Origin of the sequence: Bombilactobacillus bombi (genome assembly GCF_003522965.1) — a bacterium.
Taxonomy (GTDB): Bacteria; Bacillota; Bacilli; order Lactobacillales; family Lactobacillaceae; genus Bombilactobacillus; species Bombilactobacillus bombi.
Genome location: NZ_CP031513.1, coordinates 1,532,364 through 1,547,978, shown reverse-complemented (window position 1 = coordinate 1,547,978; position 15,615 = coordinate 1,532,364). Strand labels below are relative to the sequence as shown.

At 35.9% G+C, this 15,615-nt stretch carries 15 protein-coding genes; 9 read left to right on the top strand and 6 right to left on the bottom strand.

Translation table 11 applies throughout. The features are described 5' to 3' along the window. Positions 1–17: 17 nt before the first annotated feature. The 6 genes from mnmE to rpmH all read right to left on the bottom strand — a co-directional run bounded on the left by mnmE (position 18) and on the right by rpmH (position 5,140). Positions 18–1,406 (bottom strand): tRNA uridine-5-carboxymethylaminomethyl(34) synthesis GTPase MnmE, encoded by a 1,389-nt coding sequence (mnmE, locus tag DS830_RS07500; protein WP_118909111.1) that lies wholly within the window; start codon positions 1,404–1,406, stop codon positions 18–20. Positions 1,407–1,537: 131 nt separating this feature from the next. Further along, positions 1,538–2,884, bottom strand: a complete 1,347-nt coding sequence (gene pgtP, locus DS830_RS07495; protein WP_118908857.1) for a phosphoglycerate transporter protein PgtP — start codon at positions 2,882–2,884, stop codon at positions 1,538–1,540. Between the two features lie 178 nt (positions 2,885–3,062). Further along, the gene (gene jag, locus DS830_RS07490; RefSeq protein ID WP_118908856.1) at positions 3,063–3,716 is read right to left on the bottom strand and encodes an RNA-binding cell elongation regulator Jag/EloR; all 654 of its coding nucleotides are present in this window, start codon (positions 3,714–3,716) and stop codon (positions 3,063–3,065) included. A gap of 23 nt (positions 3,717–3,739) precedes the next feature. Further along, entirely contained in the window at positions 3,740–4,579 is an 840-nt protein-coding gene (gene yidC / locus DS830_RS07485; RefSeq protein ID WP_118900128.1) for a membrane protein insertase YidC, read from the bottom strand. A gap of 25 nt (positions 4,580–4,604) precedes the next feature. Then, positions 4,605–4,943 carry a ribonuclease P protein component gene (gene rnpA, locus DS830_RS07480; RefSeq protein WP_118900130.1) on the bottom strand — a complete coding sequence of 113 codons (339 nt, stop codon included), beginning with the start codon at positions 4,941–4,943 and terminating at the stop codon, positions 4,605–4,607. A 56-nt stretch (positions 4,944–4,999) separates the two neighbouring features. Next, the gene (gene rpmH, locus DS830_RS07475; protein WP_025085419.1) at positions 5,000–5,140 is read right to left on the bottom strand and encodes a 50S ribosomal protein L34; all 141 of its coding nucleotides are present in this window, start codon (positions 5,138–5,140) and stop codon (positions 5,000–5,002) included. A gap of 483 nt (positions 5,141–5,623) precedes the next feature. Between rpmH and dnaA the strand changes: the two genes are divergently transcribed. The 9 genes from dnaA to rpsR all read left to right on the top strand — a co-directional run bounded on the left by dnaA (position 5,624) and on the right by rpsR (position 15,586). Continuing rightward, positions 5,624–6,982, top strand: coding sequence for a chromosomal replication initiator protein DnaA (gene dnaA / locus DS830_RS07470; RefSeq protein WP_240366854.1), 1,359 nt, complete (start codon positions 5,624–5,626; stop codon positions 6,980–6,982). 175 nt (positions 6,983–7,157) lie between these two features. Beyond that, a complete protein-coding gene (gene dnaN, locus DS830_RS07465) occupies positions 7,158–8,297 on the top strand; it encodes a DNA polymerase III subunit beta (protein ID WP_118900134.1) in 1,140 nt (379 codons plus the stop codon). A 218-nt stretch (positions 8,298–8,515) separates the two neighbouring features. Beyond that, positions 8,516–8,725, top strand: coding sequence for a S4 domain-containing protein YaaA (gene yaaA, locus DS830_RS07460; protein ID WP_118908854.1), 210 nt, complete (start codon positions 8,516–8,518; stop codon positions 8,723–8,725). A gap of 1 nt (position 8,726) precedes the next feature. Beyond that, positions 8,727–9,833 (top strand): DNA replication/repair protein RecF, encoded by a 1,107-nt coding sequence (gene recF, locus DS830_RS07455; RefSeq protein WP_118908853.1) that lies wholly within the window; start codon positions 8,727–8,729, stop codon positions 9,831–9,833. After that, the gene (gene gyrB / locus DS830_RS07450; RefSeq protein ID WP_118900140.1) at positions 9,830–11,800 is read left to right on the top strand and encodes a DNA topoisomerase (ATP-hydrolyzing) subunit B; all 1,971 of its coding nucleotides are present in this window, start codon (positions 9,830–9,832) and stop codon (positions 11,798–11,800) included. Before recF ends, gyrB begins: the two co-directional genes overlap by 4 nt. Positions 11,801–11,821: 21 nt before the next feature. Beyond that, on the top strand, positions 11,822–14,287 hold the full coding sequence (gene gyrA / locus DS830_RS07445; RefSeq protein WP_118908852.1) for a DNA gyrase subunit A: 2,466 nt from the start codon (positions 11,822–11,824) through the stop codon (positions 14,285–14,287). Positions 14,288–14,481: 194 nt separating this feature from the next. Continuing rightward, complete coding sequence (gene rpsF, locus DS830_RS07440) at positions 14,482–14,778, top strand: 30S ribosomal protein S6 (RefSeq protein ID WP_118900143.1); 297 nt, start codon at positions 14,482–14,484, stop codon at positions 14,776–14,778. Between the two features lie 37 nt (positions 14,779–14,815). Next, positions 14,816–15,304 carry a single-stranded DNA-binding protein gene (ssb, locus tag DS830_RS07435; protein WP_118900145.1) on the top strand — a complete coding sequence of 163 codons (489 nt, stop codon included), beginning with the start codon at positions 14,816–14,818 and terminating at the stop codon, positions 15,302–15,304. A gap of 45 nt (positions 15,305–15,349) precedes the next feature. Then, entirely contained in the window at positions 15,350–15,586 is a 237-nt protein-coding gene (rpsR, locus tag DS830_RS07430) for a 30S ribosomal protein S18 (protein WP_045921944.1), read from the top strand. The last annotated feature ends 29 nt before the right edge of the window (positions 15,587–15,615 follow it).

Here is a 15,615-nt window from a genome sequence, read left to right as displayed (position 1 = left end):
AACCCTCTCATCTTTTATTATTTTCCTACACAAAATTGGCTAAATAATTGCGTAATTAATTCATCAGGAGCACTTTCGCCCGTAATTTCACCTAATTTATCCCAACAATTAGTCATATCAATTTGTACCAAATCAATCGGCATTTGGTTTTTAATACCACTTTTTACATCTTCTAAAGCTTGTTGCGCTTGTTTTAAAAGGCCTACTTGACGAGCATTGGTAACAACAGCGTTATTGGCGGTATTTTCAATTCCTGTAAAAAACAATTGTTCTATTCGCTCTTCGATTTGATCAATTCCTTGCTGAGCGACAGCAGAAATCTTCACCACATTTTCCTGCTGTATATTTGTTGGCAATTGTTCTATCTCTAAGGCCTGTGGTAAATCCATTTTATTAATAATAATAATTCGTTTTTTATTTTGCGTTAAAAATAGTAATCTTTGATCTTCTGCTTCCAAAGGGCGACTACCATCTAATAACATTAAAACTAAATCTGCATCATTTATAGCTTGTAAACTGCGGTCCACACCCAAACGCTCTACTTTATTGTCAGTTTCGTGGATGCCAGCAGTATCGACTAATTGCAGCGGAATGCCATTAATATTAGTCATTTGTTCAATAACATCTCGAGTAGTGCCTGCAACGTCGGTAACAATAGCGCGCTGCTGGTGTGCCAAAACATTTAACAAACTAGATTTACCCACGTTAGGTTTGCCAATAATTGCTGTTTGTAATCCATGATTCAAAATTTGCCCTTCATTAGCTGTTTTTAACAAACCGGCGATTTGTTGTGAAACTTCTTGTGCTTTTTCCAGAAGTAATTTAGTAGTCATTTCATCAGTATCATATTCCGGATAATCGATATTAACTTCTACTTGCGCCAAAACTTCCAAGATTTCTTGGCGTAAATTATGAATTAAATGTGCTAACGAACCATCTAATTGATTCAAGGCTTGTTGCATGGCCTTATCCGTTTTAGCGCGAATAATATCCATTACTGACTCTGCCTGAGTCAAATCAATTCTGCCATTCAAAAATGCTCGTTTAGTGAATTCCCCGGGTTCTGCTAACCGGGCGCCATTGCTTAATAACGTCTGCAAAACCAAATTAGTGGCCATAATCCCACCATGAGTATTAATTTCCACAACATCTTCTCGCGTAAAGGTTTTAGGAGCCCGCATCACAGAAATCATCACTTCATCAATATTTTGGTCAGTTTCTGGATCAAAAACATGCCCATAATTAATGGTGTGTGAGGCTACTTGAGTTAAATCCACTTTACGTGTTACCTTATTAGCAATCTCTATTGCCTGTTCACCTGACAGGCGAACTATTGAAATTGCTCCTTCACCAAGCGGTGTAGAAATAGCAGCAATTGTGTCAAACTCCGTAATTTCTGTCAAAATTATTCCTCCTAAGAACACAAAAAAAGCGCCATCAATCTAGCCCGACAGGTCTAGATAAAAAGCACTTTGACTACTTTTTAATAACTAATTTAATAATATAACTTTTTCTAACATATTTGTCAAAATAAATGTTACTTACTTGCTTCTTGTCCTCTTAAATTCCAGGTCAGAGCAAAGATTCCAGCCGCTAAGAGTGCAGAAACAAAGATTGTGATAAATCCTACTGACCAACCAAAATGATCAACAATCATCCCCATAATCGCATTAGCAGCTACGGAACCAAATAAATAACCAAATAACCCGGTCAAGCCAGCTGCTGTCCCTACGGCTTTTTTAGGAACCGAATCTAATGCCTGTAAGCCAATTAACATTACCGGACCATAAATTAAAAATCCAATCATAATTAATGAAAAATTAATCATTATCATACTATTAGCTTGCCAATATAAAAGCACAAAAACACTTACTACGAGCATAAAGACAAAACCTGCTGGTCCACGTCGACCATGAAAGATTTTATCAGATACCCAACCAGCAAAAATAGTACCTGGAATACCTGCAATTTCATATAAGAAATATGAGTTACTAGAAGCAGCTAAAGTAATATGTTTAACTTCTGTTAAATAAGCTGGTGCCCAATTTTCTACACCATAACGAACAAAATATACAAAAATATTAGCAAAAGCAATCAACCATACCCATTTATTATTCAAAACATACTTAAAAAGAATTTCTTTGGTTGTTAATTCTTCTTCATAAATTTTGTGTTCTTGGTTAGGATAATCATTACGATAGACCTCAATTGGTGGCAGACCCATGGACTCAGGAGTGTCTCGAATAAGTGAATAAGCAATAAGCGCAATGACAATTCCGACAATAGCAGGAATGATAAAGGCGCCAGTAAATGGTTTTAATCCTGCAAAATGAGCTGCAGCAAAAGCAATTCCCGCAGTAGCTAACGGCGCCATGAAGGCACCACCAACATTATGAGCAACATTCCAAACTGAAGTCCAACCGCCACGCTCACTAATCGAAAACCAATGCGTCAATACCCGACCAGAAGGGGGCCAGCCCATTCCTTCAGCCCAGCCAATTAAAAACAATAAAACAAACATAACTCCTAAAGATTTAGTTAATATCGGCACTAGTCCAAAAAATAAATTAATAACTGCAGTTAAAATTAATCCCAACGGCAAAAATATCCGCGCATTACTCCGATCAGAAACAGTTCCCATTACAAACTTACTAAAACCATAGGCAATTGAAACAGCTGAAAAAGCCCATCCTAATTGCGACTTAGTAAATCCTTCATGCATTAGTTGGGGCATTGCAATGGAAAAATTATTTCTTAATAAATAATAACCCGCATAACCAATAAAAATCCCAATAAAAACCTGCCAACGCAACCGACGATATGTCGAATCAACCTTGGCTTGAGGAACCTTGGTTTGTGATATAGGTGGTTTCAGAAAATTCATGTATCTGCTCCTTTCTTTTGCTAACGCTTTCATTATTAACTATTTGTGAAATTTTGTCAAACAATTGCGCTTATTTACAACGATATTGCGGTCAATTTGCTAAAACTTAAAAATCACAAATAAAAAAGCATCGCATTAAAAATGCCATGCTGTAAAGAATAATTTCAAATAGATTTCATTAACGTGGTCGAATCACTAAATACCTCTCTAAGCCATGTCCTTGAGTCCGCACAACTACTTGTTTATTATCGGCCAAATTTTCGTAAATAACTTTTCGTTCTAAAGCCGGCATCGGATCTAAATATGTGGGCTTATGTGTTACTTGAACTTGCTCTGCTTTAAAAGTTGAGAGGGCAATCAATGCTTCTTGGCGTCTTTGACGATAACCACCGCAGTCTAATAAAACTGGCTGATCACGAAAATCCAAATAATAAGCATATTCTTGCACAATCGTTTGCAAGGCATTGATATTTTTGCCATGCTTGCCAATAACTCGAGCTTGATCTGGTTCATCAGTCTTAATTTCAAATTTAAGATTTTCAGGATTTTTGACCCATACAACTGTTTGTGCGTAATCTAACTTATCAACAATATTTTCTAAATAGGTTTGAATTTTATCAATTTGTTCATTGGTGTTATTAGCAGCGTCCACGATGTTTTTGATACTATCTAATGGCTTAATATCGACAATGGCTGGATGACGTCCGATTCCTAAAAAACCTTTATGTCCCTCACTAATCACATCCACTGCTATTTGTTCTCGTTGTAATTTTAGTTCCTTTAAACCAGTTTCAATGGCATCTTGAATTGTTGTCCCTTGAAATTCTGTCATAAATTTTTCAAAACTCCTCTAAACTAACGTTTTTTAAAGGCCCGTTTTTTGGCTTTTCGCAGTGCTTTTTGGCGTTGTTTTTCTTGTTCCAATTTTTCTTGTTGCTCACGTCTATATTTAAATGGATTTTGTAAAAGCAAAGTTTGTAACACTTGAAAAGCATTAGATACAACCCAGTAAACAGAAATTGCCGAAGCAATCGTGATGGCTGGAATTAAAATCATGAACGGCATAAACCACATCATCATTTTTGTTGATTGCGGCTGATCCGGCTGGGACAAATTAGCAATCCATGTACTAATAAAAGTAAAAAGTGCTGCTAAAATAGGTAATACATAAATAGGATCAGGTTTCCCTAATTCCATCCATAAAAAGTGACCATTACGTAATTCTGTTGTCCGATAAATAGCTTGATACAAAGCCCACATAACTGGTAATTGAATAAGTAAGGGCAAACAACCAGCTACAGGATTAACTCCAGCTTCTGCATAAAGTTTTTTAGTCTCTTCCTGCAGTTTTTGTTGGGTTTCCATATCTTTTGCAGAATATTTTTCTTGTAAAGCCTTCATTTGCGGCTGCACTTTCATCTGCTTATTCATACTTCTGATTTGCCACCAATTTAAAGGCAACAAAATAATCCGTACGACAACAGTAAAAATCACAATTGCCCAACCGTAACTATTACCAACTAAACTAGCCAGCCATAAAATAAAGCGCGAAAATTGATATAAAACGTAATGATTCCAAAATCCAGGACTACTTTTGGTAATTGGTTCATTAATATTGGAACAGCCACTGACCACTAAAACTACTAAGAACAACATAGAAACGAGTAAAAGTAGGCGTTTTTTCTTCTTCGACATAATTATTTTCCTTTGAGTAATATTATTATAACATTTTACCTAATTTTAAAAGATGCAACAGATTTTTTTTAGTTTCTGCCATATTTAATTTAGTAGCAGGCTGACGAGCAATTATTAAAAAGTCAATTTCGGCAGGTAATTGGGGCTTGAATTCTAATAAGGATTGTCTGATATAACGTTTTATTTGATTACGTTGAACAGCTGTATGCGCGATTTTTTTACCAACAGAAATTCCTACTCGAAAATGTTTTTGATCAGGTTTGGGCATTTGATAAAGTACGAAAGTTTTATTAGCGACGGACTGATGATAATCAAATACTGCCTGAAATTCTGTTTCTTTTTTAATACGATAACTTTTTTTCATAATCAATCCTTTGCTGATTTGGTTCCAATAAAAAAACCACTGAATAATTCAGTGGCCTAGGCGGATAAAACTTTTCTACCTTTTTTACGACGCCGTGCTAAAACTTTCCGACCGTTGCTGGTACTCATACGTTTCATAAAACCATGAACCCGCTCGCGATGGCGTTTCTTAGGTTGGTAAGTTCTTTTTGTAGTCATGTTTGTAACACCTCCATAACTTTCTCAACCGTATTGTCACTGTACTAGTCTAAGATAATCACCTAAATAGTTTATCATATTACTTTAGCAAAGCAAATAATTTTTTTGATAATTTAATGATTTTTAAGTTATCCACTTGTTGAAAAAGGGTGGATAACTTTTTTAATTTTATTCTTTCTTTCTTTTTCCACAGTCAAAATCCCAATTTTTACACAAGTCACAGTGTTGTTCACAGTTTTTCCACAATGGTGAATAACTTTATTTTTTTATTAATTTCTTAGGTTTTTATCGCATTAATTTTTTGTGGATATTTCTTTAAAAACAAAATTTTCCACAGTTTTATTTTTAATATTGCCGATAATTCAGTTAATTTTAAGGAAAAGTGAATAAAAGTTATTCAGCTGTGGAAAACTTCTTTAAATAATGCTAGAATATCACAGTCAAAAGTTTTTATCATTTAGGGAGGAAAATCCAGTGGCTGAAATTACAAACGGTGAATTAGACTCTTTTTGGGAATTTTTACAAAAAAAATTCAAACAAGAATTTGCTGCGGTCAGCTATCAAACCTGGATTGAAAGTGCCCAGCCCATCAAATTAGAAAACCAAAAAATTTATATTGCCGTTCCTTCAGGTTTGCACAAAGATTACTGGGAACGCAATATTAGCACTAAAGTCGTTGAAGCTGCTTATGAATATGGCAATCAAGAAATTGTTCCTGTCGTTATTTTAGAATCCGAACTTAAAAAGCCAACAACCACTGCTGCACTTAATCCAACTACTGAGACTTCCGAAAATATTCAAAAAAGGTCTCCTTTACAAGAAGCGCATTTAAATAGTAAATATACTTTTGATTCTTTTGTCACTGGTACTGGTAATCAAATGGCTCATGCAGCGGCATTAGTTGTTTCCGAGGAACCTGGAACTATGTATAATCCGTTATTTATTTATGGCGGTGTTGGCTTAGGCAAAACCCATTTAATGCAGGCTATCGGACATCGTTTATTAGATCGAAAGCCGCAAGCCAATGTTAAATATATTTCGAGTGAATCTTTCGCTAATGACTTTATTAATTCTATTCAAAACCGTACCCAGGAAAGTTTTCGCAATGAATATCGTACCGTTGACTTGCTGTTAGTCGATGATATCCAATTTTTTGCTGATAAAGAAGGAACTCAAGAAGAATTCTTCCATACTTTTAATACGCTCTATAATACTAAAAAACAAATTGTCCTGACTTCTGATCGGCTGCCTAATGAAATTCCTAAGCTGCAAGAACGCTTAGTTTCCCGTTTTAAATGGGGCTTATCAGTCGATATTACTGCGCCGGACTTAGAAACAAGAACCGCCATTCTTCGAAAAAAAGCAATTGCCGAAAATCTAGAAATTCCTGATGATGCCTTATCTTACATTGCTAGTCAAATCGATAGTAACGTCCGTGAACTAGAAGGTGCTTTGGTCCGTGTGCAAGCATATTCCACCATGAATAATGAAGATATTACCATTGGCCTAGCGGCAGAAGCTTTAAAAGACTTAAAAGACTCTAAACATCAAGCTGGACTGACAATTGATAAAATTCAAAGTCAAGTCGCTAAATATTATAAAGTGACTGTTGACGACCTCAAAGGTAAGCGCCGCAACAAAACCATTGTCTTACCTAGACAAATCGCAATGTATCTAGCTCGTGAGTTAACTGACAGCTCTTTACCAAAGATTGGCCAAGATTTTGGCGGAAAAGATCATACAACTGTTTTACACTCTTGCGATAAAATTACTAAATTATTAGAAAATGATTTGACAATTCAACATGATATTACGAATTTAAAAGCGAGTCTAAAAAATTAACATGGGGAAACGGGGGAAAACTTTTAAGTTTTTAACAAACTTTTTCCACAGGTTATTAACAGAACATGTTAGACTAAAACTAGCGTTTGTGGACAAATCCACAGAATTAACAGGACCTACTACTATTACTACTAAGTTTTATTATTATTAATTAATAATTAAGGAGTTATCTAAGATGAAATTTACAATTAACCGCAATCAATTTATTAATCAGATTAATAATGTTCAGCGAGCTATTTCTGCTAAAACAACAATTCCGATTTTGACAGGTATGAAATTAGTTGCAACCGATAAAGGACTACTTGTAACTGGTAGTGATGTGGATATTTCTGTTCAAAATTTAATAGAACAACAAGACGCCGATAATGATTTAACTATTGAATCAACTGGAGCTATTGTCTTACCTGCCCGTTTTTTCAATGATATTATTAAAAAATTACCTGGTGAACAATTCACTCTAGAAATCATTGAAAATAATCAAACTCTTATTACTTCTGGAAATTCTGAATTTACCCTCAATGGCTTAGATGCTAATAATTATCCCCATTTACCAGAAGTTGAAACTAACGATCAATTAACGATTTCTGCAGAAATTTTGCATCAATTAGTTAGCGAAACGGTATTCAGTGCTTCTACACAAGAAAATCGGCCCATTTTAACTGGTTTACATTTAAAAATTTCTGGTAATGAGTTATTAGCTGTGGCAACCGATAGTCACCGTCTGGCACAAAGAAAAGTTACAATTACTAATCAAAATCAAAATGAATATGATTTGGTGATTCCAGCTAAAAGTTTAACGGAATTAGTAAGAAGCTTTAGTGATCGCGATCAAGATGTAAAAATTTCCATTTCAGAAAATCAAATCTTATTCGAATTCTCAAATACTTTGTTTTATTCACGACTTTTAGAAGGTAATTATCCAGCAACCGATCGCTTAATCCCAAATGAATCTACTACTCAACTAGAATTTGATGCAAAATCCTTATTAGCTTCGGTGGAAAGAGCTTCTTTGTTAGCTCATGCCAGTCGTAATAATGTTGTCCGTTTAGTAATTGAAGTAGCTACGAAAAAGGCAATTATTTATGGTAATTCTCCTGAAGTAGGTACGGTTGAAGAGGTCTTACAACCAACTAATATTAGTGGTGAAGATTTAGAAATATCGTTTAATCCAGATTACTTGAAAGATGCATTGAGAGCTTTTGGTGATACCAAAATTCAATTAGAATTCACGGCAGCCTTGCATCCATTCACCTTAAAGCCTATCAGTAATGCTGAAAACTTTATTCAATTAATTACACCCGTGAGAACTTTTTAAATTAAAGGCAGCAAAAAAGAGCCGATGCCAGTCGGGCTCTTTTTTTAGTGTAATTTAAACTATTGAGTGCTTTATAAGAGCTGTTATAGCGCAAAAATTAAATTTGGACTTTTTACCCAAATTTTATTAAAGACGCTCAAACTAGCTATAATTGCGTTATAAATAGAAAAGCGCTATAATTATTATCATATAGACTGGTGGACGGGATGTGAAATAAGATGGCAGAAATTAAAATCAAGAATGAATATATTACCCTCACCCAAGCACTTAAAGAAGTAGGAGTAATTAGTACTGGTGGACAAGCCAAATGGTATTTACAAGAAAATGATGTTCAAGTCAATAATGTGATTGAAAGACGACGTGGCAAAAAGCTTTATCCAGGTGATACGGTCACTTTAGAACCAGATCAAATTTTGAAGATTGTTTAAAATGTATTTACAAAATATTAAATTGCGTAATTTTCGAAATTATGCACAATTGTCTTTGCAATTTTCACCGCAAACAAATATTTTTATTGGCCAAAATGCGCAAGGAAAGACAAATTTGTTAGAGGCGATTTACGTTGTAGCTTTAGTGCGTTCTCATCGAACTAGTAATAATCAAGAGTTAATTAGTTGGGGGAGTGACTTTAGTAAGTTAGAAGCTCACGTTCAAAGAGCCACAACCCATTTAACTTTAGAATTAATTTTAAGCCTTGCTGGCAAAAAGGCTTCCTTGAATCATATTGAACAAAAAAAATTGTCCTCTTATATCGGTAAGTTAAATGTAGTCTTGTTTGCTCCAGAAGATTTGAACTTGATTAAAGGAGCTCCTAGCATTCGCCGCCGTTTTATTGATATGGAACTAGGTCAAATTGACCAAGCTTATCTCACGAATAGTTCCCGTTACCGCCAAGTTTTGCGACAAAGAAATAATTATTTAAAGCAATTGCAAAAAAAGCAAGCTCATGATCAAGTTTACTTGGATGTAATTTCTGATCAATTAGCTGGTTATGGGGCTGCAGTAATTGCAGCTCGGCAAAGTTTTTTAAATAAAATTCAACAATTTTTACAACCGATTCATCGAGATATTACAGGCAATCAAGAGCAGATTACTTTAGAATATCAAGCACCTGTCAAAGATGCTGCTGTTGCAATTGATACTCTTTACCAACAATTATTAACCAAATTAAATCAGCAAAAGCAGCATGATATTTTTTCTGGTTCAACGAGTGTTGGACCACATCGTGATGATTTTCGCTTTTTAGTTAATGATAATGATTTGCAGAAATTTGGTTCACAAGGGCAGCAACGAACTGCTGTGTTAAGTCTCAAACTCGCTGAATTAGACCTTTTTAAAGAGGCTGTCGGTGATTATCCGATTCTACTACTAGATGATGTTTTATCTGAGTTGGATCAATTTCGACAAACACATTTATTACAGACTATTCAAAATCGGATTCAAACTTTTATTACTACCACAAGTTTGGAAAATGTTGATTTATCAGTAATTGAGGCCCCAAAAATATTTAAGATTAAAGCTGGAGGAATATTATGAGCGATCAAGATTTACATGTTAACGAACCAGATACTGCTCAAAATGAAACACTAGCACAAAAGGCACAAGAATATGATGCTAGCCAAATTCAAGTTCTTTCTGGATTAGAAGCAGTGCGTAAACGTCCAGGAATGTATATTGGTTCTACAAGTGCACAGGGTTTGCATCATTTGGTTTGGGAAATTATTGATAACGGAATTGATGAAGCTTTAGCTGGTTTTGCTACTGAAATAAATATTGAAGTTGAACCGGATAATAGTGTTACTGTCATTGATGATGGCCGTGGTATTCCTGTTGATATTCAAGCTAAAACTGGCCGCCCAGCACTAGAAACTGTTTTTAATGTTTTGCATGCTGGTGGTAAATTTGGCGGTGGCGGCTATAAGGTTTCTGGTGGTCTACATGGGGTTGGTGCTTCAGTAGTTAATGCTTTAAGTACGAATCTTGATGTAGAAGTTCATCGCAATGGTCATCGTTATTATATGGATTTTGAACGCGGTAAAGTGAAAACACCAATGAAAGTTATTGGTGACGTTGATGAGAATAAACACGGAACTAAAGTTCATTTTAAGCCGGATCCAGATATTTTTACAGAAACAACAGTTTATGATGATCATACTTTAGAAACGCGCATTCGCGAATTAGCTTTTTTGAATAAGGGATTGAAATTAACCTTTACTGATAAGCGTAAAGATTCAGCGGAAAAATTAGAATTTCATTATGTTGGTGGTATCAAAAGTTATGTTGAATATTTAAATGAAAACAAAGATGTTATTTTTCCAGAACCTATCTATGTTGAAGGCATGCAAAATGGCATTACGGTTGAGGTAGCCATTCAATATACTGATGATTATCATTCTAATTTAATGACTTTTGCCAATAATATCCATACTTATGAAGGTGGAACGCATGAAGCCGGGTTTAAGGCGGCTTTAACTCGGGTCATCAATGATTATGGACATCGTAATAATATTTTGAAAGAAAGCGAAAAACTTTCTGGTGATGACGTCCGTGAAGGGATGACTGCTGTAGTTAGCATTAAACATCCAGATCCACAATTTGAAGGACAAACAAAGACTAAATTAGGTAATTCTGATGCCCGAACTGTTACCGATCGGATGTTTTCGGAACATTTTAATAAGTTTTTGCTGGAAAATCCGAATGAAGCGCGCCAAATTGTTGAAAAAGGGATGTTAGCCTCTCGCGCTCGAGTTGCAGCTAAAAGAGCACGGGAAGTAACACGGAAAAAGTCAGGCTTAGAAATTAGTAATTTACCAGGTAAATTGGCTGATAATTCGAGTAAAGATCCAGAAATTTCCGAATTATTCATCGTCGAGGGAGATTCTGCTGGTGGTTCTGCTAAAGAAGGACGTTCACGTTTAACACAAGCAATTCTACCAATTCGCGGTAAAATTTTAAACGTTGAAAAAGCTTCGATGGATCGCATCTTAGCAAACGATGAAATCCGAACTTTGTTTACGGCTATGGGAACAGGTTTTGGAGAAGATTTTGATGTCAGCAAGGCACGTTATCATAAGTTGATTATTATGACTGATGCTGATGTGGATGGTGCCCATATTCGAACACTCTTGTTAACTTTAATTTATCGTTACATGCGACCGATTTTAGATGCTGGCTATGTATATATTGCTAAGCCACCGCTATATCAAGTCCGTCAAGGTAAAATGGTTCGCTATATTGATTCTAACGAAGAACTTAAAGATGTTATGGTGACCTTGCAGCCTAGTCCAAAACCTGTCATTCAACGGTATAAAGGGTTAGGTGAAATGGATGCTGAGCAATTGTGGGATACAACAATGAATCCAGAAAACCGCAGATTAGATCGCGTAACTGGTGATGATGCTGCTGATGCCGATCGTGTATTTTCAATGTTGATGGGTGATAAAGTGGCTCCAAGACGTGAATTCATTGAAAAAAATGCCCGTTATGCTGAATTGGATTTGTAATCTAGAAAGGAGTTATAAGTAATGAGTGAGACTAATGATCGCCGGATTCAAACGGTAGACTTAACTAAAACGATGCGCAGCTCGTTTCTAGATTATGCCATGAGTGTAATTGTGGCTCGGGCCTTGCCTGATGTGCGTGATGGTTTAAAACCAGTACATCGGCGAATTTTGTATGGAATGAGTGAACTAGGGGTAACACCAGATAAACCTTATAAAAAATCCGCCCGGATTGTTGGCGATGTGATGGGTAAATTTCATCCACATGGTGATTCAGCTATTTATGAATCTATGGTGCGGATGGCACAAAAATTTAGTTATCGTTATGTCTTAGTTGATGGTCATGGTAATTTTGGTTCTGTGGATGGCGATCATGCTGCTGCTATGCGTTATACAGAAGCTAAGATGAGTAAAATAGCTACTGAAATATTGCGCGATATCAATAAAGATACCGTTGATTTTATGGATAATTATGATGGCACTGAAAAAGAACCGCGAGTTTTGCCGGCTCGTTTTCCTAATTTATTAGTTAATGGTGCTACAGGTATTGCTGTTGGGATGACTACTAATATTCCGCCGCATAACTTGCGAGAAGTTGTTAACGGTATACATCTCTTGATGAAAAATCCTGATATTACAATTGCTGAATTAATGCAAGCCATTCCTGGGCCAGATTTTCCGACTGGTGGTGTCGTTATGGGAAAATCGGGCATTCGCCAGGCTTATGAAACGGGTCATGGAACGATTACTGTGCGGGCCAAAGTAGATATTGAAACTTTAAAAAATGGGCGCGAACGTATTATTGTTACGGAATTGCCCTATGCGGTCAACAAGGCTAAATTAATTGAACGTATTGCTGAATTAGCTCGTGATCATCGCCTAGATGGGATTACTAATTTAATTGATGAATCTGATCGAACCGGAATGCGTATTACGATTGATATTCGGCGAGATATGAGTGCTGAAGTTGTTTTAAATAATTTGTACAAGCTGACAGCATTACAAACTTCTTTTGGCTTTAATATGGTAGCGATTGTTAACGGGGCGCCTAAAGTCTTATCACTGAAAGAAATTTTGCAGTATTATTTAGAGCATCAAGAAGAAGTTATTCGACGGCGCACAGAATTTGATCTGAAAAAGGCTAAAAGTCGGGCGCACATTTTAGAAGGTTTGCGGATTGCTCTAGATAACATTGATGCAATCATTAAAATTATTCGGAACTCCAAAACAGCTGAAATTGCTAAGAGCGCTTTGATGACACAATTTAATTTGTCAGATAAACAGTCGCAAGCGATTTTAGATATGCGGATGGTTCGTTTAACAGGTTTAGAACGAGATAAAATTGAAGCAGAATATCAGGAATTAATGGCTAAAATTAGCGATTATCAAGATATTTTGGCTAAGCCAGAACGAATTGACCAGATTATTTATCAAGAATTGTTAGAAATACGAGATAAATATGGTGATGATCGTCGCACAGAACTATTAGTCGGAGAAGTACTTAGTCTTGAAGATGAAGACTTAATTGAAGAAGAAAATGTCTTAGTTGTTTTGACGCATAACGGTTATATTAAACGTTTGCCTGCCGATGAATTTAAAGTGCAAAATCGCGGTGGTCGAGGCATTAAAGGTATGGGAGTTAATGATGATGACTTTATTGAACATTTGATTTACACTTCGACACATGATGACCTTCTCTTCTTCACTAACTCTGGCAAAATATATCATTCTAAGGGTTATGAAATTCCAGAATATGGGCGCAGTGCCAAAGGCATTCCTGTTATCAATTTGTTAGGAATTGATAATGATGAACGAGTGCAAACCGTAGTGCATATCAAACGTGATGCATCTGCAAATGAGTCTGAAAAGTATCTGTTCTTTGTGACACGTTTAGGAACAGTGAAACGGACTTCTTTAGCAGAATTTCAAAATATTCGAAAAAATGGTCTGCGGGCAATCACTTTAAGAGAAAATGATTCTCTAGATAATGTGATTTTAACTAACGGTCAACAAAATATTTTAATTGGAACCCATTTAGGTTATGCCGTAACTTTTGCAGAAGATGATGTTCGAATCATGGGACGAACAGCGGCTGGCGTCCGGGGTATCCGCTTGCGTGAGCAAGACTATGTCGTGGGCTCGGATGTTTTACGACCACAAAGTGAAGTCTTGATAATTTCTGAAAATGGTTATGGTAAGCGGACTGCAGCTACAGAGTATCCGATTAAAGGTCGTGGCGGTAAAGGAATTAAGACTGCCAATGTAACTGCAAAAAATGGTCCTTTAGCAGGTATAGTTACTGTAATGGGCAATGAAGATATCATGGTCATCACCAGTAACGGCGTTATGATTAGATTTGAGGTCGCTAATGTGTCTCAAACCAAGCGGGCAACAATGGGTGTGCGACTAATTAAGATTAATGATGATGCCAAAGTATCAACGATGGCCAAAGTTGATCATGAAGATGTCGCTGAAAATGAATCTGAATAAAATTTATTAAAGCTTTTTGCGTAATCTAAACTAGACGTTTAGTAATTATTATGCCAAAGAGCTTTTTTATCTGGAAATTTATCAGTAAAAATGATAGACTTACTATTTGTGAGTATTAAACTTGAATTAAGTTAAATACTCCTTGAAAATGATCGTTGGTCATTTTCCATTAGTCCAAAAGGAGGTGTGCAATTATGGCTCAAACTCATTACGAAATTACGTATATCATTAAGCCTGATATTGCTGAAGAAGATAAAAAAGCTTTGATTGATCGTTTCGATAAAGTTCTTAAGGATAACGGTGCTGAAGTCTTAGATTCTAAAGACTGGCAAAAGCGGCGTTTTGCTTATGAAATTGGTGGTTATACAGAAGGTACTTACCATATTGTAAACGTAAACGCATCAGATCAAGCTGCTATCAATGAATTTGATCGTCTTTCTAAAATTGATGATAGTATTCTTCGCCATATGATTATTAACCGCGAAGATTAATTGTTTCATGTGAAACATTTTGAGGGAGATTGGATAAATGATTAATAGAAGTGTGTTGGTTGGTAGATTGACCCGTGATGTTGATTTACGCTATACCGCTAATGGTACAGCCGTGGCTACTTTTACTATTGCCGTTAATCGACAATTTACAAATGCCAACGGGGATCGGGATGCAGACTTTATCAATTGCGTGATTTGGCGCAAGGCTGCCGAAAACTTTTCTAACTTTACTCATAAAGGGTCATTAGTTGGAATTGATGGGCGAATCCAAACTCGTAACTACGAAAATCAACAAGGACAACGAGTATATGTTACTGAAGTAGTCGTTGATAATTTTTCCTTGTTAGAGCCTAAGTCTGCTAATAATAATCATCCTTCACAATCAAATAATAATATTCCTAATCCTAGTCAATCTAATGGTGGAAATAATAATCCAGCAAATAATTCTGCAGCTAGTCCTAGCGAGGATCCATTTGCTGATAATACACAATCGATTGATATTTCTGATGATGATTTACCATTCTAATTTGAATGAAATTATCTAAGCTATTTATAGAGAAAGGAGAAAATTATGCCACAACAACGTCGTGGTGGCCGTCGTCGCCGTAAGGTGGACTTCATTGCTGCTAACCATATTGATTATATTGATTACAAAGATACTGATTTATTGAAAAGATTTATTTCTGAACGAGGTAAGATTTTACCTCGTCGAGTAACTGGAACTGGTGCTAAAAATCAACGTCGTTTAACAATTGCAATTAAACGTGCTCGAATTATGGGCTTGTTACCATTTGTTGCTGAAGATTAATAAATACTTTAAAAGCTCGCCATTGGCGG

Bases quoted from the DNA above. Each gene is read 5' to 3' on its own strand.
- gyrA (WP_118908852.1), top strand. From the start codon at position 11,822: ATGAGTGAGACTAATGATCGCCGGATTCAAACGGTAGACTTAACTAAA.
- rpmH (WP_025085419.1), bottom strand. From the start codon at position 5,140: ATGACTACAAAAAGAACTTACCAACCTAAGAAACGCCATCGCGAGCGG.
- pgtP (WP_118908857.1), bottom strand. From the start codon at position 2,884: ATGAATTTTCTGAAACCACCTATATCACAAACCAAGGTTCCTCAAGCC.
- yidC (WP_118900128.1), bottom strand. From the start codon at position 4,579: ATGTCGAAGAAGAAAAAACGCCTACTTTTACTCGTTTCTATGTTGTTC.
- rpsR (WP_045921944.1), top strand. From the start codon at position 15,350: ATGCCACAACAACGTCGTGGTGGCCGTCGTCGCCGTAAGGTGGACTTC.
- rnpA (WP_118900130.1), bottom strand. From the start codon at position 4,943: ATGAAAAAAAGTTATCGTATTAAAAAAGAAACAGAATTTCAGGCAGTA.
- recF (WP_118908853.1), top strand. From the start codon at position 8,727: ATGTATTTACAAAATATTAAATTGCGTAATTTTCGAAATTATGCACAA.
- dnaN (WP_118900134.1), top strand. From the start codon at position 7,158: ATGAAATTTACAATTAACCGCAATCAATTTATTAATCAGATTAATAAT.
- yaaA (WP_118908854.1), top strand. From the start codon at position 8,516: ATGGCAGAAATTAAAATCAAGAATGAATATATTACCCTCACCCAAGCA.
- gyrB (WP_118900140.1), top strand. From the start codon at position 9,830: ATGAGCGATCAAGATTTACATGTTAACGAACCAGATACTGCTCAAAAT.
- rpsF (WP_118900143.1), top strand. From the start codon at position 14,482: ATGGCTCAAACTCATTACGAAATTACGTATATCATTAAGCCTGATATT.
- ssb (WP_118900145.1), top strand. From the start codon at position 14,816: ATGATTAATAGAAGTGTGTTGGTTGGTAGATTGACCCGTGATGTTGAT.
- jag (WP_118908856.1), bottom strand. From the start codon at position 3,716: ATGACAGAATTTCAAGGGACAACAATTCAAGATGCCATTGAAACTGGT.